Annotated in this window: 23 protein-coding genes and 1 pseudogene; 15 read left to right on the top strand and 9 right to left on the bottom strand. The window is 57.2% G+C overall.

All coding sequences use genetic code 11. The annotated features are described in order from the left end of the window. Positions 1-28: 28 nt before the first annotated feature. From ACOI6Z_RS11885 to ACOI6Z_RS11870, 4 genes are all read right to left on the bottom strand, one after another. Complete coding sequence (locus ACOI6Z_RS11885) at positions 29-991, bottom strand: carbohydrate kinase family protein (RefSeq protein WP_420687337.1); 963 nt, start codon at positions 989-991, stop codon at positions 29-31. Positions 992-1,056: 65 nt separating this feature from the next. Next, positions 1,057-2,448 carry a PTS ascorbate transporter subunit IIC gene (locus ACOI6Z_RS11880; protein ID WP_044521232.1) on the bottom strand — a complete coding sequence of 464 codons (1,392 nt, stop codon included), beginning with the start codon at positions 2,446-2,448 and terminating at the stop codon, positions 1,057-1,059. Between the two features lie 20 nt (positions 2,449-2,468). Then, the gene (locus tag ACOI6Z_RS11875; RefSeq protein ID WP_017898931.1) at positions 2,469-2,756 is read right to left on the bottom strand and encodes a PTS sugar transporter subunit IIB; all 288 of its coding nucleotides are present in this window, start codon (positions 2,754-2,756) and stop codon (positions 2,469-2,471) included. A gap of 5 nt (positions 2,757-2,761) precedes the next feature. Next, positions 2,762-3,205 carry a PTS sugar transporter subunit IIA gene (locus ACOI6Z_RS11870; protein WP_044521234.1) on the bottom strand — a complete coding sequence of 148 codons (444 nt, stop codon included), beginning with the start codon at positions 3,203-3,205 and terminating at the stop codon, positions 2,762-2,764. Positions 3,206-3,260: 55 nt separating this feature from the next. Between ACOI6Z_RS11870 and ACOI6Z_RS11865 the strand changes: the two genes are divergently transcribed. Continuing rightward, a complete protein-coding gene (locus tag ACOI6Z_RS11865) occupies positions 3,261-3,407 on the top strand; it encodes a hypothetical protein (protein ID WP_065812714.1) in 147 nt (48 codons plus the stop codon). 144 nt (positions 3,408-3,551) lie between these two features. Here the strand turns inward: ACOI6Z_RS11865 and ACOI6Z_RS11860 are convergent, their stop codons facing one another. Together ACOI6Z_RS11860 and acpH are read right to left on the bottom strand one after the other, a co-directional pair. Next, a complete protein-coding gene (locus ACOI6Z_RS11860) occupies positions 3,552-4,154 on the bottom strand; it encodes a peroxiredoxin (protein WP_004178733.1) in 603 nt (200 codons plus the stop codon). A 127-nt stretch (positions 4,155-4,281) separates the two neighbouring features. Further along, on the bottom strand, positions 4,282-4,863 hold the full coding sequence (gene acpH / locus ACOI6Z_RS11855; protein ID WP_065812694.1) for an ACP phosphodiesterase: 582 nt from the start codon (positions 4,861-4,863) through the stop codon (positions 4,282-4,284). Between the two features lie 88 nt (positions 4,864-4,951). Here acpH and ACOI6Z_RS11850 point away from each other — a divergent pair. From ACOI6Z_RS11850 to ACOI6Z_RS11815, 8 genes and pseudogenes are all read left to right on the top strand, one after another. After that, positions 4,952-5,067, top strand: a pseudogene (locus tag ACOI6Z_RS11850) (hypothetical protein). A gap of 64 nt (positions 5,068-5,131) precedes the next feature. Beyond that, positions 5,132-6,196, top strand: a complete 1,065-nt coding sequence (gene queA, locus ACOI6Z_RS11845) for a tRNA preQ1(34) S-adenosylmethionine ribosyltransferase-isomerase QueA (protein WP_004204841.1) — start codon at positions 5,132-5,134, stop codon at positions 6,194-6,196. 108 nt (positions 6,197-6,304) lie between these two features. Beyond that, a complete protein-coding gene (gene tgt / locus ACOI6Z_RS11840) occupies positions 6,305-7,432 on the top strand; it encodes a tRNA guanosine(34) transglycosylase Tgt (protein ID WP_002890395.1) in 1,128 nt (375 codons plus the stop codon). A gap of 22 nt (positions 7,433-7,454) precedes the next feature. Beyond that, positions 7,455-7,787 carry a preprotein translocase subunit YajC gene (yajC, locus tag ACOI6Z_RS11835; protein WP_002890398.1) on the top strand — a complete coding sequence of 111 codons (333 nt, stop codon included), beginning with the start codon at positions 7,455-7,457 and terminating at the stop codon, positions 7,785-7,787. Positions 7,788-7,813: 26 nt separating this feature from the next. Continuing rightward, positions 7,814-9,661: a protein translocase subunit SecD gene (gene secD / locus ACOI6Z_RS11830; protein ID WP_008805370.1), complete on the top strand. Its 1,848-nt coding sequence runs from the start codon at positions 7,814-7,816 to the stop codon at positions 9,659-9,661. 10 nt (positions 9,662-9,671) lie between these two features. Next, on the top strand, positions 9,672-10,643 hold the full coding sequence (gene secF / locus ACOI6Z_RS11825; protein ID WP_008805371.1) for a protein translocase subunit SecF: 972 nt from the start codon (positions 9,672-9,674) through the stop codon (positions 10,641-10,643). A 136-nt stretch (positions 10,644-10,779) separates the two neighbouring features. Next, positions 10,780-11,145: a VOC family protein gene (locus ACOI6Z_RS11820; protein ID WP_016160371.1), complete on the top strand. Its 366-nt coding sequence runs from the start codon at positions 10,780-10,782 to the stop codon at positions 11,143-11,145. Positions 11,146-11,169: 24 nt separating this feature from the next. Beyond that, positions 11,170-11,865 (top strand): helix-turn-helix transcriptional regulator, encoded by a 696-nt coding sequence (locus ACOI6Z_RS11815; RefSeq protein WP_023288594.1) that lies wholly within the window; start codon positions 11,170-11,172, stop codon positions 11,863-11,865. 42 nt (positions 11,866-11,907) lie between these two features. On the opposite strand, the gene ACOI6Z_RS11810 is transcribed toward ACOI6Z_RS11815, so the two are convergent. Both ACOI6Z_RS11810 and ACOI6Z_RS11805 read right to left on the bottom strand, forming a co-directional pair. Then, positions 11,908-12,792, bottom strand: a complete 885-nt coding sequence (locus ACOI6Z_RS11810) for a nucleoside-specific channel-forming protein Tsx (protein ID WP_004204836.1) — start codon at positions 12,790-12,792, stop codon at positions 11,908-11,910. Between the two features lie 300 nt (positions 12,793-13,092). Next, entirely contained in the window at positions 13,093-13,632 is a 540-nt protein-coding gene (locus ACOI6Z_RS11805) for a DUF3251 domain-containing protein (RefSeq protein WP_023288595.1), read from the bottom strand. Between the two features lie 147 nt (positions 13,633-13,779). On the opposite strand from ACOI6Z_RS11805, the gene nrdR reads away from it, so the two are divergent. The 6 genes from nrdR to pgpA all read left to right on the top strand — a co-directional run bounded on the left by nrdR (position 13,780) and on the right by pgpA (position 17,872). Next, positions 13,780-14,229, top strand: coding sequence for a transcriptional regulator NrdR (gene nrdR / locus ACOI6Z_RS11800; RefSeq protein WP_002890417.1), 450 nt, complete (start codon positions 13,780-13,782; stop codon positions 14,227-14,229). Between the two features lie 3 nt (positions 14,230-14,232). Then, entirely contained in the window at positions 14,233-15,336 is a 1,104-nt protein-coding gene (ribD, locus tag ACOI6Z_RS11795; RefSeq protein ID WP_072413915.1) for a bifunctional diaminohydroxyphosphoribosylaminopyrimidine deaminase/5-amino-6-(5-phosphoribosylamino)uracil reductase RibD, read from the top strand. An 87-nt stretch (positions 15,337-15,423) separates the two neighbouring features. Next, complete coding sequence (ribE, locus tag ACOI6Z_RS11790; RefSeq protein ID WP_001021161.1) at positions 15,424-15,894, top strand: 6,7-dimethyl-8-ribityllumazine synthase; 471 nt, start codon at positions 15,424-15,426, stop codon at positions 15,892-15,894. A 19-nt stretch (positions 15,895-15,913) separates the two neighbouring features. Then, positions 15,914-16,333, top strand: a complete 420-nt coding sequence (gene nusB, locus ACOI6Z_RS11785) for a transcription antitermination factor NusB (RefSeq protein WP_002891356.1) — start codon at positions 15,914-15,916, stop codon at positions 16,331-16,333. Between the two features lie 71 nt (positions 16,334-16,404). After that, positions 16,405-17,376 carry a thiamine-phosphate kinase gene (gene thiL, locus ACOI6Z_RS11780; RefSeq protein ID WP_023288597.1) on the top strand — a complete coding sequence of 324 codons (972 nt, stop codon included), beginning with the start codon at positions 16,405-16,407 and terminating at the stop codon, positions 17,374-17,376. Next, positions 17,369-17,872, top strand: a complete 504-nt coding sequence (gene pgpA / locus ACOI6Z_RS11775) for a phosphatidylglycerophosphatase A (RefSeq protein ID WP_004177266.1) — start codon at positions 17,369-17,371, stop codon at positions 17,870-17,872. Before thiL ends, pgpA begins: the two co-directional genes overlap by 8 nt. A gap of 45 nt (positions 17,873-17,917) precedes the next feature. Here the strand turns inward: pgpA and ACOI6Z_RS11770 are convergent, their stop codons facing one another. Beyond that, complete coding sequence (locus tag ACOI6Z_RS11770; protein WP_082225972.1) at positions 17,918-18,892, bottom strand: aldo/keto reductase; 975 nt, start codon at positions 18,890-18,892, stop codon at positions 17,918-17,920. Between the last annotated feature and the right edge of the window lie 17 nt (positions 18,893-18,909).

The raw sequence follows: 18,909 nt of genomic DNA, 5'->3' as shown, positions 1-18,909 counted from the left end.
TTCACCTCTTGATATTTATTAAATACAGTTATTCTTCAAAATATTGCTTTAAGTTTCTCTCGTAGCTATTTAACGAGTGGTGGACGACCGCCAGGTCCGGCATAGATTCCCGTACCCCTTTTTTCTCAATAGAAATGGCGGCAGTGAGGCTGGCAAATAAAATAATATTATCTATGTGCCATGAGTAGTGGACGCCATAGGTGAAGGCGCCGTGAAATACATCCCCGGCTCCGGTGGTATCCACGGCATTGCACAGCCAGGAAGGAACGATCTGCAGCATACCGCCTTTTAAAAAAGCGCAGCCTTTTTCGCCAAGGGTAATAAATGCCTCGCCGCGGCAAATTTTATTCAGCTCAATCAGCGCTGCTTTAATTTCTGCTTCGGTGCTCAGCGAGCGATAGCTCATATAGTCGCGGGCAAAATGTTCGCTCACCACAAAATAGTCGGTCCAGGCCGCCAGTTTAATATTGCTGGCACGCAGTGACCCACCGTCCATCACGACTCTGGCGTTGGGCAGTTTCTTAATTAAATATTCACTGATTTCCGCCTCATGGCCGTCAATTAAAATAGTGACTGGCTCCTCGGCGGCAATCAGTCGCTCGGCGAGGTCGTCCAGTTTGAGCTTTTGATCGTAGGTCAGGGAAGGCGGTGTTTGCATCTTGCGGGTAATAATCGTCCGCGAACCCGTTAAGCGATTGACGAGCACCGAGGCCAGCGGGGTGATCATGTCATCGGAGAAAACCACCTGGCTGGTATTCACGCCCGCTTCGGCAAACTCATCGATAATGCGCTGACCGTAAAGATCCTGATGCAGATGGCCGATGTAATAGACCTCCTCCCCCCATAATCCCAGCAGCCAGGCCGCATTGGCCGCCGGGCCGCCGCCGCTTTCGATAAAATCATGACAAAAGTTTTTAGTATTCTCCTGGGGCCATTCATTGAGAAAGAAAAACTGATCGAAACAAGCAAATCCAATGGACAAAATAGCCATAACCACTCCTGATTATTTGTCAGCGGCGGGAAGCTTGACCGTCCCGCCGGGAAAAATGACCTCGCTTATTCATTTTTCTGCTTGGCGATAAGCTCCTCATAGCTGAGCGTGTTGCCCACCACCCGTACCTGACGGAAGCAGAAAGGCGCCAGCAGCGCGACGAGCAGCGCCAGACAAATCAGGTAGATAGTGACCTGGCCAAACTGGGTAAACGCGTTACCGATAATGATGCCCCACACCGCGAAGTCGAAATCGGCGAAGGTGCTGTTTTCAAACCCGAGGTTGCCGAGCGCCGGCAGCAGCATCGCCGGCAGGAAGGCCAGGAAGATCCCGCCGATAAAGGCGGCGATGATACAACCGCGCTTACCGCCCAGCTTGTCGGCAAAGACCCCGGAGGTACCGCCGCAGAAGAAGTGCGGCACCATGCCGGGAATAATCAGCGCCATGCCCAGTCCGCCGAGCATGAGCATCCCGACCAGCCCGCCCACAAAGGAGCTGATGAATCCCACCACCACCGCGGTGGGGCTAAAGGTGAAGAACACCGCGCAGTCAACGGCCGGGATGGAGTCCGGGATCAGTTTCTGGCTGATGCCCTGGAATGCCGGCACCAGATCGCCCAGGATCAAGCGCACGCCGTTGTAGACAATGGCTACGCCAACGGCGAACTGCAGACCGGTCAGCACGGAGAAGATCAGCATGTTCTGGTCGGTGATGGTGCTCAGGTACGCCGACCCGGCGACAGCGCTGCAGATAAAGTAGATAACAAACATCACGATACCGGTGGTGACGGTGGTATCGCGCAGAAAACCCCATTTCTCTGAGATTTCGGTATCGGCGAAGGAGTTTGCCGGATTACCGGTCCGGCTGGCGATCCACGCCGAGAGGTAGTAGCCCAGAGAGCCGAAATGGCCCATGGCGATCCCGCCGTCCTCGGTCACCTGCCTGGTGTAACGCTGGCCAATGGCGGGGGAGATGGCCGACCATGAGCCCAGCAGGAATCCGCCGATCAGGATCAACATCCAGCCCTGGAACTCCGCCGCCTGCAGGACGGCGGAGAACAGGCAGGCGAGAAAGAATGAGTGATGACCGGTGAGAAAGATATATTTATATTTTGTGCAGCGGGCAATGATCAGATTGAAAATAAAGCCCAACAGCAAAATACTCATGGTTTCCACGCCCAGCATCTTCTGGGCGACGGAGACAATGGCTTCATTGTTCGGAATAACGCCGCGGATATTAAATCCCGCTTCGATAATGCCGCCCAACGGGTTGAGATTGGCAACGATAACGCCTGCGCCAGCGCTCAACATCAAATAGCCTAAAATCGGCTTTAATGTGCCGGTAAGGAGTTTGTTGCCGGGGGAGCGCAGCGCCACTAAGCCAACGAAGGCGATAAGCCCCATTAAAAAAGCGGGTTGACTGAATATTTCCGTTAAGAAACTAAGAATAGCCTGCATGGTCGTTCCCTCTATGCTGATTAAGAGTGAGTCGCAGCAATTTTCATCAGCGCGTCAGTAATATCCTCGGCGATTTTTGCTTTATGGACATAGCTGCGAATAATGGCGACATGACAGTGGGCCGGAAATTGATTTGCCAGTTCTTTGATCGTGACATAAAGGTCGGCTTTTTCCCCGACGGCGTTAGCAAAATCGACCGAGGCGACGTCCGCTTTGATACCTAATTCTTCACAGATCTTCTTCACATTATTCGCAGCCATCAATGAACTGCCAATACCGTTACCACAAACCGTTCTGATAACTAACATAATGACTACTCCATTTGTTTTTGGATGAAATGTAAGACTGAATTCACGTCAGTTTCCTGCTGAAGAAAGGTCACGATATCTGACTCGATCAGCGAGGCTATCAGTTGGATCATTTTGATATGACTGTCAGCATCGGCGCCGGCGATGGCGATGACGACGGTAACCGGATCGAACTCATCGTGGCCGAAGGTCACTGGCGTGGCGGTGGTGACAAGCGAAAATCCGGTCTGCAATGCCCCTTTTTCCGGGCGGGCGTGCGGCATGGCAATCCCGTCATCTATCACGATAGCGGCGCCAAAATCTTCGTATACCGTCAGCATCTCGCTGACATATTCGGCGCTGCAAATCTGACGCCTGGCGAGTAATGAACCCGCCAGTTCGATGGCCTCTTCCGCATGGGAAATATTCTGCTTCAGGGCGATTAACGTCGGGTCAAAAATAATATCCATTCTCTTCTCCTGAACGTATTCCTGTTCCTGAGTAAAATCATGACCAAATACATTGATAAAAATGATGGATGAGATCACATCCGCGGTTTTAAATATTGATGGCGATCACATCGACGGCAAAGTGCCGGCAGAAAACCATATAAATAATTTATATGATTTTCAGTGGGTTATGGAGTGGTTGAGATTTGGCGCTGAAATTTGACAGAGAAAAAATGAGAGGCAGAGCGAAATTTTTCGGCAGAAGTGTATTCCTGGTCACAAATATCGCCGGGTCATTTTTCTAAATTTTGACGTCGCTAACAAAAAAGGCCCGCCTGAGCGAGCCTTTTATAAAAACGTGTGCCGATTACAGGCTGGAGACGTTTTCGGTCAGGTATTTTGCAACGCCTTCCGGAGAGGCAGCCATACCTTCTTTTCCTTTTTCCCACTGCGCCGGGCAAACTTCGCCGTGCTCTTCGTGGAACTGCAGCGCGTCAACCATGCGCAGCATTTCGTCGATGTTACGGCCCAGCGGCAGGTCGTTAACCACCTGGTGGCGAACCACGCCGTTAGCGTCGATCAGGAAGGAACCACGCAGGGCAACGCCTTCGTCCGGATGCTCGATACCGTAAGCTTTCTGGATTTCACGTTTGATGTCAGCAACCATCGCGTATTTAACCGGGCCGATACCGCCCTGGTCTACCGGGGTGTTACGCCATGCGTTGTGCACGAACTCGGAGTCGAAGGAAACGCCAACCACTTCCACGCCGCGTTTCTGGAATTCTTCGTAACGTTTGTCGAACGCGATCAGCTCAGACGGGCAAACGAAGGTGAAGTCCATCGGCCAGAAGAACAGAACGGTAGGTTTACCGTTGGTGTGCTGTTTGAAATTGAATTTCTCAACGATCTCACCATTACCCAGCACAGCGGCTGCAGTAAAATCCGGCGCTTGACGAGTGACCAGAACCATTTGATTCTCCTGTAATTACTAAGGTTATTTGGAACGCAACGCGGGCAAGTATAGAGCCTGTCCGCCAATAACACAAAGAGGCACCGACAATCGTTCAGCCAGCTTTTACCTATCAATGTCGCAGCGATTACAGCTGTTTGTTTTTCGCCTGACGCATCATCTGCGGATAAAAGCGCCAGAACTGCCCCTCCAGCCGGTCGTAGTGGGTATCCAGATCCTGCCAGGAGTCGCGCAGCGCCTTGAGACGCGGGCGGCGGCTGGCCATGCCGTTAAGCACGCGCTGAATAAAATCCATCTCCTGATAGCGTTCCAGCCAGCGCTCCGACCAGAGATATTGGTTGAGATTGACGAAGCGGGGCGGCGAGTCGGGCAGGATGGGGACGATCTGCCGCTCGGCGTAGCGCACGAACTCCTCCAGCGGCAGGTCAGGGGAGAGCTGCGCCCAGTGCTGCGACAGGAAATGATCCCACATGACGTCGAGGGTGATCGGGGCGACGCGGCGGGTCTGCGGGCGAAACCACTCCCGCGCCTCTTTGACTTCCGCCAGGTTGTCAGTCAGCACGTCAATCCGCCGATGCATATAGATGCCGTCAACAATCTCCGCCGGATAGTCGCCCTGCGGGTTGCCGCGCACAAAGTCGGCCATCAGATTGCCGGGCAGCGAACTGTCGGCGAGATGGGCCAGGTGCAGGTGGGCGAGAAAATTCATAGTGACGACATCCTTCAAATACTTTCTGGCGGGCAGAGTGAGCGGTGTAGCGCTGCGCGTCGCCCTGAACGGCAGCCCCGGTGCCCGGATGGCGTGCTGTCTGGCCGCGCGCGGCCCTCTGCCACCGGTGATGCATTCGGCTGCCGCATGGCGGCATTCGGAATGATTTGGAATATAGATTATGTCATTCATCCGGAGGGGTAAAGGTTGCAGGCAGACCGCCCCGGCACTAGACTACCCGCCTCTTTATTCAGTCTGAGTTATCGTCATGCGCGTTACCGATTTTGCTTTTGAACTACCCGAATCCCTGATCGCCCACTATCCGATGCCTGAGCGCAGTAGCTGCCGCTTACTCTCCCTGGACGGGCCGACGGGCGCGCTGACGCATGGCACCTTCACCGACATCCTCGATAAGCTCAATCCCGGCGATCTGCTGGTGTTTAACAACACCCGGGTGATCCCGGCGCGTCTGTTCGGCCGCAAGGCCAGCGGCGGCAAGATTGAAGTGCTGGTGGAGCGGATGCTGGATGATAAGCGCATCCTCGCCCATATTCGCGCCTCGAAAGCGCCGAAGCCGGGCGCCGAGCTGCTGCTGGGCGACGACGAGAGCATTCAGGCCACCATGCTGGCGCGTCACGGCGCGCTGTTTGAAGTGGAATTTAACGACGAGCGCCCGGTGCTGGAGATCCTTAACGGGATCGGCCATATGCCGCTGCCGCCCTACATTGATCGCCCGGACGAAGACGCTGACCGCGAGCTCTATCAAACCGTCTACGGCACCCGGCCGGGCGCGGTAGCCGCCCCGACCGCGGGTCTGCACTTCGACGAACCGCTGCTGGACAAACTGCGCGCTAAAGGCGTTGAGATGGCGTTTGTCACCCTGCACGTGGGCGCGGGTACCTTCCAGCCGGTGCGCGTCGACAGCATTGAAGAGCACACGATGCACTCAGAATATGCGGAAGTGCCGCAGGAGGTGGTCGATGCGGTGCTGGCGGCGAAAGCGCGCGGCAATCGCGTGATCGCGGTGGGCACCACCTCGGTACGCTCGCTGGAGAGCGCGGCGCAGGCGGCGAAAGACGCCCTGATCGCGCCGTTCTTCGACGATACGCAGATTTTCATCTATCCGGGTTATCAGTACCAGGTGATCGATGCGCTGGTGACCAACTTCCATCTCCCTGAATCCACACTGATTATGCTGGTGTCGGCGTTTGCGGGTTATCAGCACACCATGAACGCCTATAAGGTAGCGGTGGAGCAGAAATATCGCTTTTTTAGCTACGGGGATGCGATGTTTATCACGTACAATCCGCAGGCTATTTCTGAGCGTCCCTGAAAAGGCCGGCCCGCCGGCTTTTGGCACGCCATGACGCATTTTTAGCCACGGAATCATTCCGTGGCGAGTATCAAAACGTCGGACTGTTTTTCTGACGCAGGAGCAAGCATGAAATTTGAACTGGATACCACCGACGGTCGCGCCCGCCGCGGTCGCCTGGTGTTTGAGCGCGGCGTGGTGGAAACACCGGCCTTTATGCCCGTTGGCACCTACGGCACCGTCAAAGGGATGACGCCGGAAGAGGTGGAAGCCACCGGCGCGCAGATTATTCTCGGCAACACCTTCCACCTGTGGCTGCGCCCGGGTCAGGAGATCATGAAGCTGCACGGCGATCTGCACGATTTTATGCAGTGGAAAGGACCGATCCTGACCGACTCCGGCGGCTTCCAGGTGTTCAGCCTTGGCGATATCCGTAAGATCACCGAGCAGGGCGTCCACTTCCGTAACCCGATCAACGGCGATCCGATTTTCCTCGATCCGGAAAAATCCATGGAGATTCAGTACGATCTCGGTTCCGATATCGTGATGATCTTCGACGAATGTACGCCGTACCCGGCGGACTGGGATTACGCCAAGCGCTCGATGGAGATGTCTCTGCGCTGGGCGAAGCGCAGCCGCGACCGTTTCGATAGCCTTGGCAATAAAAATGCGCTGTTCGGCATCATTCAGGGCAGCGTTTACGAAGATTTACGTGATATCTCGGTGAAAGGTCTGGTAGAGATTGGCTTTGATGGCTACGCTGTCGGCGGTTTGGCGGTCGGCGAGCCGAAGGAAGACATGCACCGTATTCTGGAGCACGTCTGCCCGCAGATCCCGGCCGATAAACCACGATACCTGATGGGCGTCGGGAAGCCGGAAGATCTGGTGGAAGGGGTACGTCGCGGTATCGATATGTTCGACTGCGTCATGCCGACGCGCAACGCGCGTAACGGCCACCTGTTCGTCACCGACGGCGTGGTGAAAATCCGCAACGCGAAGCACAAAAGCGATACCGCGCCGCTGGACGCCGAGTGTGATTGCTATACATGTCGCAATTATTCACGCGCTTACTTGCATCACCTTGACCGTTGCAACGAAATATTGGGCGCGCGTCTCAATACCATTCATAACCTGCGCTACTATCAGCGTTTAATGGCTGGTTTACGCAAGGCTATCGAAGAGGGTAAATTAGAGAGCTTCGTGACCGATTTTTACCAACGTCAGGGGCGCACCGTGCCTCCTTTGAACGTTGATTAATTTTAATAATGAGGGAATTTCAATGAGCTTTTTTATTTCTGATGCGGTAGCGGCAACGGGTGCACCGGCGCAGGGCAGCCCGATGTCTCTGATTCTGATGCTGGTGGTGTTCGGTCTGATTTTTTACTTCATGATCCTGCGTCCACAGCAGAAGCGCACCAAGGAACATAAGAACCTGATGAACTCCATCGCCAAAGGTGATGAAGTGCTGACCAACGGCGGTCTGGTCGGTCGCGTGACCAAAGTAGCGGAAACTGGCTACATTGCTATCGCGCTGAACGATACCACTGAAGTGGTTATCAAACGTGACTTCGTTGCTGCCGTTCTGCCGAAAGGCACCATGAAGGCGCTGTAATCTAACTTTTCCCAAAGGGAACTGCCGTGTTAAACCGTTATCCTTTGTGGAAGTATGTCATGCTGGTCGTCGTCATTGTCGTCGGCCTGATCTATGCGCTTCCCAACCTGTATGGTGAGGATCCGGCTGTTCAAATCACTGGCGCGCGCGGCGTCGCCGCCAGTGAGCAAACGCTGATCCAGGTCCAGAAAACTTTACAAGAAGAAAAAATTACCGCGAAGTCTGTGGCACTGGAAGAGGGCGCTATTCTTGCGCGCTTCGACACCACTGATACCCAGCTGCGCGCGCGTGAAGCGCTGCTTACCGTGTTGGGTGACAAATACGTCGTGGCGCTAAACCTTGCTCCGGCAACCCCACGCTGGCTGGCGGCACTCTATGCCGAGCCGATGAAGCTGGGTCTTGATCTGCGCGGCGGCGTGCACTTCCTGATGGAAGTCGACATGGACACCGCGTTAGGCAAACTGCAGGAACAGAACATCGATAGCCTGCGCAGCGAGCTGCGCGACAAAGGCATTCCTTACGCGACCGTGCGCAAGGAAGACAACTATGGTCTGAGCATCGTCTTCCGCGACAGCGCGGCGCGCGACCAGGCTATCTCTTATCTCAGCCCTCGCCATCGCGATCTGGTAATCTCCTCTCAGGGTGACAACAGCCTGAAAGCGGTGATGACCGATGAGCGCCTGAAAGAAGCGCGTGAGTATGCGGTCCAGCAGAACATTAACATTCTGCGTAACCGTGTGAACCAGCTGGGCGTCGCCGAACCGCTGGTTCAGCGTCAGGGCGCTGATCGCATCGTGGTTGAGCTGCCGGGTATCCAGGATACCGCGCGGGCGAAGGAGATCCTTGGCGCGACCGCGACCCTCGAGTTCCGTCTGGTCAATACCAACGTGGACCAGTCCGCCGCCGCCTCAGGCCGCGTGCCGGGCGACTCGGAAGTGAAAGAGACGCGTGAAGGCCAGCCGGTGGTGCTGTACAAGCGGGTGATCCTGACCGGTGACCATATCACCGACTCGACCTCCAGCATGGATGAGTACAACCAGCCGCAGGTCAACATCTCGCTGGACAGCGCGGGCGGCAACATCATGTCCAACTTCACCAAGGACAACATCGGCAAGCCGATGGCGACCCTGTTCGTGGAGTATAAAGACAGCGGTAAGAAAGACGCCAACGGTCGCGCTATCCTGGCGAAAGAGGAAGAGGTGATTAACATCGCCAACATCCAGTCGCGCTTGGGCAACAGCTTCCGTATTACCGGTATCAGCAACCCGAACGAAGCTCGCCAGCTGTCGCTGCTGCTGCGTGCCGGCGCGTTGATTGCGCCGATTCAGATCGTCGAAGAGCGGACTATCGGCCCAACCCTTGGCATGCAGAACATCAAGCAGGGTCTGGAAGCCTGTCTGGCCGGCCTGGTGGTCTCTATCCTGTTCATGATCCTCTTCTATAAGAAGTTCGGTCTGATTGCGACCTCGGCGCTGATTGCCAACCTGGTGCTGATTGTCGGCATTATGTCCCTGATCCCGGGGGCGACGCTGACCATGCCGGGCATCGCGGGTATCGTGTTAACCCTTGCGGTGGCGGTCGATGCTAACGTTCTGATCAACGAGCGTATCAAAGAAGAGCTGAGCAACGGGCGTACCGTTCAGCAGGCGATTGACGAAGGTTATCGCGGCGCGTTCAGCTCGATCTTCGACGCCAACGTGACGACGCTTATCAAAGTGATCATCCTGTACGCGGTCGGTACCGGTGCCATTAAAGGGTTTGCGATTACCACCGGTATCGGTATCGCGACCTCAATGTTTACCGCTATCGTCGGCACCCGTGCCATCGTGAACCTGCTGTACGGCGGCAAGCGCGTTAAAAAGCTGTCTATCTGAGGAGTGCGTTGTGGCACAGGAATATACTGTTGAACAATTGAACCACGGCCGTAAAGTCTGGGACTTTATGCGCTGGGATTACTGGGCCTTCGGCATTTCAGGCTTTCTGCTGATTGTGTCGATCGCCATCATCGGCGTCCGCGGCTTTAACTGGGGTCTCGATTTCACCGGCGGTACGGTGATCGAAATTACCCTTGAGAAGCCGGTCGATCTGGACCAGATGCGCGATTCCCTGCAGAAAGCGGGCTTTGAAGAGCCGCAGGTGCAGAACTTTGGCAGCAGCCGCGACATCATGGTACGTATGCCGCCGGTGCATGACGCCAACGTCAGCCAGGAGTTGGGCAGCAAGGTCGTGACGGTGATTAACGAATCGACCAGCCAGAACGCGGCGGTGAAGCGTATTGAGTTTGTCGGCCCGAGCGTCGGCGCGGACCTTGCGCAAACCGGCGCCCTGGCGCTGATTGCCGCGCTGGTCTGTATCCTGATCTACGTCGGCTTCCGCTTCGAATGGCGTCTGGCGGCGGGGGTGGTTATCGCCCTGGCGCACGACGTGGTGATCACCATGGGGGTGCTGTCGCTGTTCCATATCGAGATCGACCTGACCATTGTGGCCTCGTTGATGTCGGTTATCGGCTACTCGCTGAACGACAGTATCGTGGTATCGGACCGTATCCGTGAAAACTTCCGTAAGATCCGCCGCGGTACGCCGTACGAGATCTTCAACGTGTCGTTGACCCAGACGCTGCACCGTACCTTGATCACCTCCGGGACCACCCTGATGGTGATCCTGATGCTGTTCCTGTTCGGCGGCCCTATTCTGGAAGGCTTCTCGCTGACCATGCTGATCGGTGTCTCCATCGGTACGGCTTCTTCTATCTACGTCGCCTCCGCGCTGGCGTTGAAGCTGGGCATGAAGCGCGAGCATCTGCTGCAGCAGAAGGTCGAAAAAGAAGGGGCGGACCAGCCGTCTATTCTGCCGTAATACGGTTCAGTTGAAATAACGCAATCCCGGCCAGGCGGCCGGGATTTTTTTTGCCCGCTACAAAACCTGCTGACAGTATGCTGTCAGGAGCCCTCCCATACACTCCTTCTGAACTCACTAACGAGCAGGAGGAAGTATGAATAACGTGATTAACTGGTTTGAAATTCCGGTCGCCGATATGGATCGCGCCGTCGCGTTTTATGAGCCGGTAATGCAGGTGACGCTGCGTCGCGAAACCATGGACTGCGCCGAGCTGGCGGTGTTCCCGCATCAGGATCCGGCCCCCGGCGGCGCGCTGGCCAAATTTGAGGGTATCGCGCCCTCTGCGCAGGGCGCTATTATTTACCTGCATACAGACCATCTTGCCGCCACCCTCGACCGCGTTGCCTCGGCGGGTGGGGCATGTGTTTTCGGGCCGTTGACGCTGCCGAATGATATTGGCACCATCGCGCTGTTTACTGACAGCGAGGGCAACCGCGTTGGCCTGCACCAACCGGCTTAACCTGAACTTTTTGTGAAGTGAGACATGACCCGACGCGCCGACCGTTTATTTCAGATTGTGCAGATCCTGCGCGGCAGGCGGCTCACCACCGCCGCGCTGCTGGCGGAGCGGCTGGGCGTGTCGGAGCGCACCGTGTATCGCGATATTCGCGATCTCTCCCTCTCCGGCGTGCCGGTGGAGGGCGAGGCGGGGAGTGGTTATCGCCTGCTGGCGGGCTACGATCTGCCGCCGCTAATGCTGACCACCAAAGAATCCGAAGCGCTGATCGCCGCGATCCGGCTGCTGAAAACCTGGGGCGGCGAGGCGCTGTCGCAATCGCTGGAGTCTGCCCAGGAGAAGATGCTGGCGATCCTGCCGGAGGCGCGCCGGCGCCAGGCGGAGCAGACCCGCCTGTTTGCCCCCGATCTCGGCGCCCATCGCTATGCCAAAACCTTCTTTGACGTCATTCATCAGGCGGTCTCCGGCCAGCAGGTGCTGGCGCTGCGCTATCAGGATGAGTCCGGTCGGGTGACCGAGCGCGACGTGCTGCCGCTGGGGCTGTTTTTCTGGGGGGAGCGCTGGCTGCTGGTGGCCTGGTGCGAGCTGCGCAATGATTATCGCAACTTTCGCCTCGACCGCTGTCTGGCGGTCAGGGCGACCGAGCGTCGATTCAGCGAGTGCGCCGACCGCTCGTTAAGCGATTTTCTGCGCAAGGTCCGCTGCGACGTGTGGGAGAAATAAAAACGCCCGGGAGGCCCGGGCGCTGTCCTGCCGTTTCAGCAATCAGAAGTTGTAACCAACCACAAAGTAACCACCCCAACCGGTTGAGCGGACGCTGAAATCGCCATCGCCGAAGTTCAGCTTGGCATCGTCAGCCCACTGGCCGCCGTTATGGAAGTAACGGGCCACCACCGAGTAGTGCCAGTGCGCGTAGTTCAGCGCCAGGATATGGCTGGAGGCGATGGAGTTGCTGGTGCGCGCGTGCTTCCCGTTCAGATCGTAGAAGTTGTCATCGCCGAGGTCAGAGCCCCAGTCGAAGTTGGTGAAGCCGATGTAGCTCAGCGAACCGCCCCACAGGTCGGTCAGCGGCACAAAGTATTTCACTTTGAAGCGGTAGCCGTCCCACTCGTTTTCGTTGGACGCGCCGTAGTTCTGCCACTGGTATTTGGCGTAGACGTTCAGCGACAGGCTCATCGGCAGGCCGGTGTCGATATCGGTACCCAGACCCATATACCAGGTGCTCTGCTCCTGGGAGTCATTGCGGCCCATATCGTAGATATAGTTGTTCGCGAAATACCACTCTTTGAACGGCCCGAAGCTCAGGTCGGTGTTGGTCAGCTTATCGATAGAGAAGCGCGGTTCGATCTCCATAAACAGCGGGGAGCCGTTGTTCCAGATACCTTTTGCCGTGCTGTTGCCGCCGAAGAATACCGGGGCATCGATATAGCCGTAGAAATCAAACCAGTCTTTTTTGGCGAACGCTTCGTATTCCAGGTAGGTATCGTTACGGATCTGCGGTCCAAAACGGGTGTGGTAGCTGCCCACCACGTTAACACTCTGGTGCCACCAGTCAGACAGATACTGCGGTTTGTCGTTTTCTGCCGCGCCCGCGGTAAAAGAAGTGGAGAGCGCCACAACCGCACCCGCTGCCAGTAATGTTTTTTTCATAGTAATGCCACTGTTTAAATTGAGCCTGAAGGCGTTAAAAGAAGTGCCGAAGCGTTTCTAAATATTTCGTGTTTCTGTGGGGGTCTATTATAGGAATCATTGCTCACAAAAATACGTGTTGTTTCACATAACCAGAACATGCGTAATCGATTGCGTTCACGATTCTATGCATTTCTTGACAAAATGCTACTGAAAATCGCGATGCAGAACGATTTCTAATGAACTCTTGCGAAAAGTTGTAAGTGGATAAGAATAACGGGACAGGACGTCGCCGGGCAGGGGGAAGCCCGGCGGCAAGGCTTACTGCGCGGCGGCGGGCTGGATATCGTGGACGCGAATAAAACCGACTTTGTCCGGCGTCACGTTCAGGCGCAGCGGGATATCGACATCGCTGGGGGCGAGAATGCTGGCCGGGGCGCTGATCAATTGATCCTGAACATTCACTTCCTGGTAGCTGTGGGTAGTGCCGGTGATCTGTCCGGAGGCGACGGTGGCGGTAAAGGCCGGCAGCGGATCGTTGGATTCGCCCTGAATACGTAAGGTCAGGCGTGACCCGTCGCCATCCGGCGTAATGCTCGCCACCGACATGCGCAGGGTGCCGATCTGGCTCTCCAGCCGCGCCGGGGTTTTCGCCTCCGGCAGCAGATAGACGCCGCGGGTGGATTTCGCGTTCAGCGCGTTTTGCTGGGTAATTTTGATCGTTTGCTGATTGAGCTGGGTCATCTCCTGGCTCAGCGTACTCACGCTCTGGTGCATCTGGCGGATTTCGCTTTGCTGGGCGCAGGCGGTCAGGGTAAACAGGCTGCCCGCGATGGCGAGTTTCAGGTAACGTCTTGTCATGGTCAGGATTCCGTTTGCAGAGGATGCTTAATGTTAGCCAAACCGCCTGACTCTCCCATAGATCCTTTGTCTCAAAAGCTCTTTCTTTGTAGTCAGGTCACTTCGCGGTAAACTACCCTTCAGTTTAACTACCTGTCAGGACGCGCTATGCATTGCCCTTTCTGTTTCGCCGTGGATACCAAAGTGATCGACTCTCGTCTGGTAGGGGAAGGCTCTTCCGTGCGTCGCCGTCGGCAGTGTCTGGTCTGTAATGAGCGCTTTACCACCTTTGAAGTGGCGGAGCTGGTCATGCCGCGGGTGGTGAAGAGTAACGATGTACGTGAACCCTTCAACGAAGACAAGCTGCGCAGTGGGATGCTGAAAGCGCTGGAGAAACGTCCGGTCAGCGCCGATGACGTCGAAATGGCGGTCAACCATATCAAAACCCATCTGCGCGGCACCGGCGAGCGCGAAGTGGCCAGCAAAATGATCGGCAACCTGGTGATGGAGCAGCTGAAAAAACTGGATAAAGTCGCCTATATTCGCTTCGCGTCGGTCTATCGCAGCTTCGAAGATATCAAAGAATTCGGCGAAGAGATCGCCCGCTTACAGGACTAAGCCATGCAGGACGAAATGTACATGGCGCGTGCGCTCAAGCTCGCCGCCCGCGGTCGCTTTACCACCCATCCTAACCCTAACGTTGGCTGCGTCATTGTCAAAGACGGCGAGATCGTCGGCGAAGGGTTCCACTATCGCGCCGGCGAGCCGCATGCCGAAGTGCACGCCTTGCGGATGGCCGGGGAAAAGGCGCGCGGCGCCACCGCCTACGTCACCCTCGAGCCCTGCAGCCACCACGGTCGTACGCCGCCGTGCTGCGACGCCCTGATTGCCGCCGGCGTCAGCCGCGTGGTCGCCGCGATGCAGGATCCGAACCCGCAGGTGGCGGGGCGCGGCCTGTATCGTCTGCAGCAGGCCGGTATTGACGTCAGCCACGGGCTGATGATGAACGAGGCGGAAGCGCTGAATAAGGGCTTCCTGAAGCGGATGCGCACCGGTTTTCCCTGGGTCCAGCTCAAGCTGGGCGCCTCGCTGGACGGCCGCACGGCGATGGCCAGCGGCGAAAGCCAGTGGATCACCTCCCCGCAGGCGCGACGCGACGTGCAGCGTCTGCGCGCCCAGAGCCATGCTATCCTGACCAGCAGCGCCACCGTGCTGGCGGACGATCCGGCGCTGACCGTGCGCTGGCAGGAGCTGAGCGCCGATACCCAGGCGCTGTATCCCGAAGCGAATTTGCGCCAGCCGCTGCGCGTCGTTATCGACAGCCAGAACCGCGTCACGCCCGAGCATCGTATTGTGCAGCAGGCGGGGGAAACGCTGTTTGCCCGCCTGAGCGCCGATGAGCGCCAGTGGCCGGACAGCGTGCGCACGCTGCTGGTTCCGGAACATAACGGCCATCTCGATCTGGTGCTGCTGATGATGCTGCTCGGCAAACAGCAGATCAACAGCGTCTGGGTGGAGGCGGGGGCCATGCTTGCCGGGGCGCTGCTGCAGGCGGGCCTGGTCGACGAGCTTATCGTCTATATTGCGCCTAAACTGTTAGGCAATGCGGCGCGTGGATTATGCGCGCTGCCGGGGCTTGAAGAACTGAGCCAGGCGCCCCATTTCAAATTCAATGAGATACGTCAGGTTGGCCCGGATGTCTGCCTGCATTTAACCACTGCGTGAGGCTTTCCTGATTATTAGGAAGCAGCGCTCAGAATAATATGATAAAATCCGCCCCCCTTGCGGGGCACATGAACCCGAAGGAAGAGTATGAACATTATTGAAGCTAACGTTGCTACCCCGGACGCTCGCGTCGCCATCACCATTGCGCGTTTCAACAACTTTATCAATGACAGCCTGCTGGAAGGTGCGATTGACGCCCTGAAACGCATTGGTCAGGTAAAAGATGAAAACATCACCGTTGTTTGGGTTCCAGGCGCGTACGAGCTGCCGCTGGCGGCTGGCGCACTGGCGAAAACCGGTAAATATGACGCGGTGATTGCGCTGGGTACGGTGATTCGCGGCGGTACCGCCCACTTTGAATATGTGGCTGGCGGTGCCAGCAATGGCCTGGCGCACGTCGCTCAGGACAGCGAAATCCCGGTAGCCTTTGGTGTTCTGACCACTGAAAGTATTGAACAAGCCATCGAGCGCGCTGGCACCAAAGCCGGTAACAAAGGCGCAGAAGCTGCGCTGACCGCGCTGGAAATGATTAACGTATTGAAAGCCATCAAGGCCTGATTTTTGTAAGGGGAATTCCGTGAAACCTGCTGCTCGTCGCCGCGCCCGTGAGTGTGCCGTTCAGGCGCTCTACTCCTGGCAGTTGTCCCACAACGACATCGCTGATGTCGAATACCAGTTCCTGGCGGAACAGGACGTAAAAGATGTTGATGTTCTGTATTTCCGCGAACTGCTGTCCGGAGTGGCGACTAACAGCGCGTACCTCGACGGCCTGATGAAGCCCTACCTGTCCCGTCAGCTGGAAGAGCTGGGTCAGGTGGAAAAAGCGGTGCTGCGTATCGCGCTGTTTGAGCTATCCAAACGTGATGACGTACCGTATAAAGTGGCCATCAATGAAGCTATCGAACTGGCGAAAACCTTCGGCGCTGAAGATAGCCACAAGTTCGTCAACGGCGTGCTGGACAAAGCGGCTCCGGTAATTCGTCCCCACAAGAAGTAAACTGCAGGCCGGGTTTTGCGAGGGTCGCCTCGCAACCCGGCCTTATTTATTATTTTGCTGAGGCATAACGTATGGCATGTGGCGAATTCTCCCTGATTGCCCGTTATTTTGATCGCGTTAAAAGCGCTCGTCTTGATGTCGAAACCGGTATCGGCGACGACTGCGCTCTCCTGAATATTCCCGAGAAAAAAACGCTGGCAATCAGCACCGACACTCTGGTGGCGGGCAATCACTTCTTACCCGATATCGACCCGGCCGACCTCGCCTATAAAGCGCTGGCGGTAAACCTGAGCGACCTCGCGGCGATGGGCGCGGAGCCGGCGTGGCTCACCCTGGCGCTGACCTTGCCGGAGGTGGATGAAGCCTGGCTGGAAGCCTTCAGCGACAGCCTGTTTGTCCAGCTTGACTACTACGATATGCAGCTGATTGGCGGCGACACCACCCGCGGCCCGCTCGCCATGACTCTGGGTATCCACGGCTTTGTGCCGCCAGGGCGCGCCATGAAACGTTCAGGTGCGAAGCCGGGAGACTGGATCTATGTCACCGGCACTCCGGGGGACAGCGCCGCCGGCCTGGCGCTGTTGCAGAACCGTCTGACGGTGGATGCGCCGACGGATGCCGATTACCTGCTGGCCCGTCACCTGCGTCCGATGCCCCGCGTGCTGCAGGGCCAGGCGCTGCGCGACCTGGCGACGTCGGCCATCGATCTCTCCGACGGCCTGATCTCCGATCTGGGTCATATTCTCAAAGCCAGCGACTGCGGCGCGCGCATCGATCTTGATGCCATGCCGTACTCTGACGCCATGCTGCGCCAGGTTGAGCCCGAGCAGGCGCTGCGCTGGGCGCTCGCCGGTGGAGAAGATTACGAACTGTGCTTTACCGTACCGGAACTGAACCGCGGGGCGCTGGACGTGGCCCTTGGCCATCTAGGCGCGCGTTTTACCTGTATCGGACAGATTGCGCCGGAGAGCGAAGGTTTGCAGTTTATCCGTGACGGTAAGCCGGTCACGCTTGATTTAAAGGGATACGATCACTTTGCGTAGTCGAGACGAGGCGCTTAGCCGCCTGAGTATGCGTAATCCGTGGCATCTGCTGGCGACCGGCTTTGGCAGCGGCTTAAGCCCGGTGGTGCCGGGGACGATGGGCTCGCTGGCGGCGATCCCGTTCTGGTATCTGATGACTTTTCTCCCCTGGCAGCTCTACTCGCTGGTGGTGATGATGAGCATCTGTATCGGAGTTTATCTGTGCCATCGTACGGCCAAAGATATGGGCACCCATGACCACGGCAGCATCGTCTGGGACGAGTTCGTCGGGATGTGGATCACCCTGATGGCGCTGCCGACCCTCGACTGGCAGTGGGTGGCCGCCGGCTTCGTCATTTTCCGTATCTTCGATATGTGGAAACCGTGGCCGATTCGCTGGTTTGACCGCAATATTCACGGCGGAATGGGGATCATGGTGGACGATATCGTCGCCGGCGTGATCTCCGCCGGCGTGCTGTATGTTATTGGCCATCACTGGCCGATCGGTCTGCTTTGACCGCTGCTCCCCGGCAGCGCCATGCTGTCGGGGAAATCACGCCCGTCACTTAAATCCCACCACCGGATGCGGCTGATAGGGCGCCTCCAGTTTGTCGATCTGTTCCGAAGATAGCGTCAAATCCACCGCCTGCAGCAGGTCATCGAGCTGCTCCTGACGCGACGGACCGATAATCGGCGCGGCGACGCCGGGCTTGCTTAACAGCCAGGCGAGGGCGACCTGTGCGCGACTGGCGTCGAGCTCTTCCGCCACGTCCGCGAGATTCCCGGCGATCTGCGCGTCGTTCTCTTCGCTGGTGCTGTAAAGCGATTTGCCGAACTCATCCGAGACCAGCCGGGCGGTGGTCTCACCCCATGGGCGGGTCAGCCTGCCGCGCGCCAGCGGGCTCCACGGGATCACTGCCACGCCGTTACGCTGGCACAGGGGCAGCATCTCATTCTCTTCTTCCCGGTAAATCAGGTTGTAGTGATCCTGCATGGTGATGAAGCGCGCCCAGCCATTCTGCTGCTGAAGCGCCAGCGCCTGGGCAAACTGCCGGGCATGCATGGACGAGGCGCCGATATAGCGCGCTTTGCCGGCTTTCACCACCTCGTCCAGCGCTTCGAGCGTCTCTTCAATCGGGGTGCTGTAGTCCCAGCGGTGGATCTGCAGCAGGTCGACATAGTCCATCCCGAGACGGCGCAGGCTGTCGTCGATGGAGCGCAGGATCTGCGCCCGGGAAAGCCCTTCCGCCAGATCGCCGACCTGGTGATAGACCTTGGTGGCGACAATCACCTCATCGCGGCGGGCAAAGTCGCGCAGGGCGCGGCCGACGATCTCTTCGCTGCTGCCGTCGGAGTAGCTGTTGGCGGTATCGAAGAAGTTGATGCCGCCTTCAATGGCGTGCTGAATGAGCGGGCGACTGCTCTCTTCCGGAAGCGTCCAGGCGTGCCTGCCGCGGTCCGGCTCGCCGAAGGTCATGCAGCCGAGGCAGAGTCGGGAAACACGTAAGGCAGTATCGCCGAGGGGGATATAGTGCATAGTGCGCTCCTGCTATT

Source organism: Klebsiella sp. C239, from assembly GCF_048822715.1.
GTDB lineage: Bacteria > Pseudomonadota > Gammaproteobacteria > Enterobacterales > Enterobacteriaceae > Klebsiella > Klebsiella quasipneumoniae.
The sequence above is the reverse complement of the archived record's forward strand: the minus strand, read 5'-3'. Positions and strand labels throughout refer to the sequence as shown.

Excerpts from the sequence above, each read along its gene's own strand:
- ACOI6Z_RS11805 (WP_023288595.1), bottom strand. The coding sequence starts at position 13,632 with ATGACAAGACGTTACCTGAAACTCGCCATCGCGGGCAGCCTGTTTACC.
- nrdR (WP_002890417.1), top strand. The coding sequence starts at position 13,780 with ATGCATTGCCCTTTCTGTTTCGCCGTGGATACCAAAGTGATCGACTCT.
- ribD (WP_072413915.1), top strand. The coding sequence starts at position 14,233 with ATGCAGGACGAAATGTACATGGCGCGTGCGCTCAAGCTCGCCGCCCGC.
- tgt (WP_002890395.1), top strand. The coding sequence starts at position 6,305 with ATGAAATTTGAACTGGATACCACCGACGGTCGCGCCCGCCGCGGTCGC.
- ACOI6Z_RS11815 (WP_023288594.1), top strand. The coding sequence starts at position 11,170 with ATGACCCGACGCGCCGACCGTTTATTTCAGATTGTGCAGATCCTGCGC.
- ACOI6Z_RS11875 (WP_017898931.1), bottom strand. The coding sequence starts at position 2,756 with ATGTTAGTTATCAGAACGGTTTGTGGTAACGGTATTGGCAGTTCATTG.
- ribE (WP_001021161.1), top strand. The coding sequence starts at position 15,424 with ATGAACATTATTGAAGCTAACGTTGCTACCCCGGACGCTCGCGTCGCC.
- ACOI6Z_RS11880 (WP_044521232.1), bottom strand. The coding sequence starts at position 2,448 with ATGCAGGCTATTCTTAGTTTCTTAACGGAAATATTCAGTCAACCCGCT.
- ACOI6Z_RS11885 (WP_420687337.1), bottom strand. The coding sequence starts at position 991 with ATGGCTATTTTGTCCATTGGATTTGCTTGTTTCGATCAGTTTTTCTTT.
- ACOI6Z_RS11810 (WP_004204836.1), bottom strand. The coding sequence starts at position 12,792 with ATGAAAAAAACATTACTGGCAGCGGGTGCGGTTGTGGCGCTCTCCACT.
- thiL (WP_023288597.1), top strand. The coding sequence starts at position 16,405 with ATGGCATGTGGCGAATTCTCCCTGATTGCCCGTTATTTTGATCGCGTT.
- queA (WP_004204841.1), top strand. The coding sequence starts at position 5,132 with ATGCGCGTTACCGATTTTGCTTTTGAACTACCCGAATCCCTGATCGCC.
- acpH (WP_065812694.1), bottom strand. The coding sequence starts at position 4,863 with ATGAATTTTCTCGCCCACCTGCACCTGGCCCATCTCGCCGACAGTTCG.
- ACOI6Z_RS11820 (WP_016160371.1), top strand. The coding sequence starts at position 10,780 with ATGAATAACGTGATTAACTGGTTTGAAATTCCGGTCGCCGATATGGAT.
- ACOI6Z_RS11860 (WP_004178733.1), bottom strand. The coding sequence starts at position 4,154 with ATGGTTCTGGTCACTCGTCAAGCGCCGGATTTTACTGCAGCCGCTGTG.
- yajC (WP_002890398.1), top strand. The coding sequence starts at position 7,455 with ATGAGCTTTTTTATTTCTGATGCGGTAGCGGCAACGGGTGCACCGGCG.
- ACOI6Z_RS11770 (WP_082225972.1), bottom strand. The coding sequence starts at position 18,892 with ATGCACTATATCCCCCTCGGCGATACTGCCTTACGTGTTTCCCGACTC.
- ACOI6Z_RS11870 (WP_044521234.1), bottom strand. The coding sequence starts at position 3,205 with ATGGATATTATTTTTGACCCGACGTTAATCGCCCTGAAGCAGAATATT.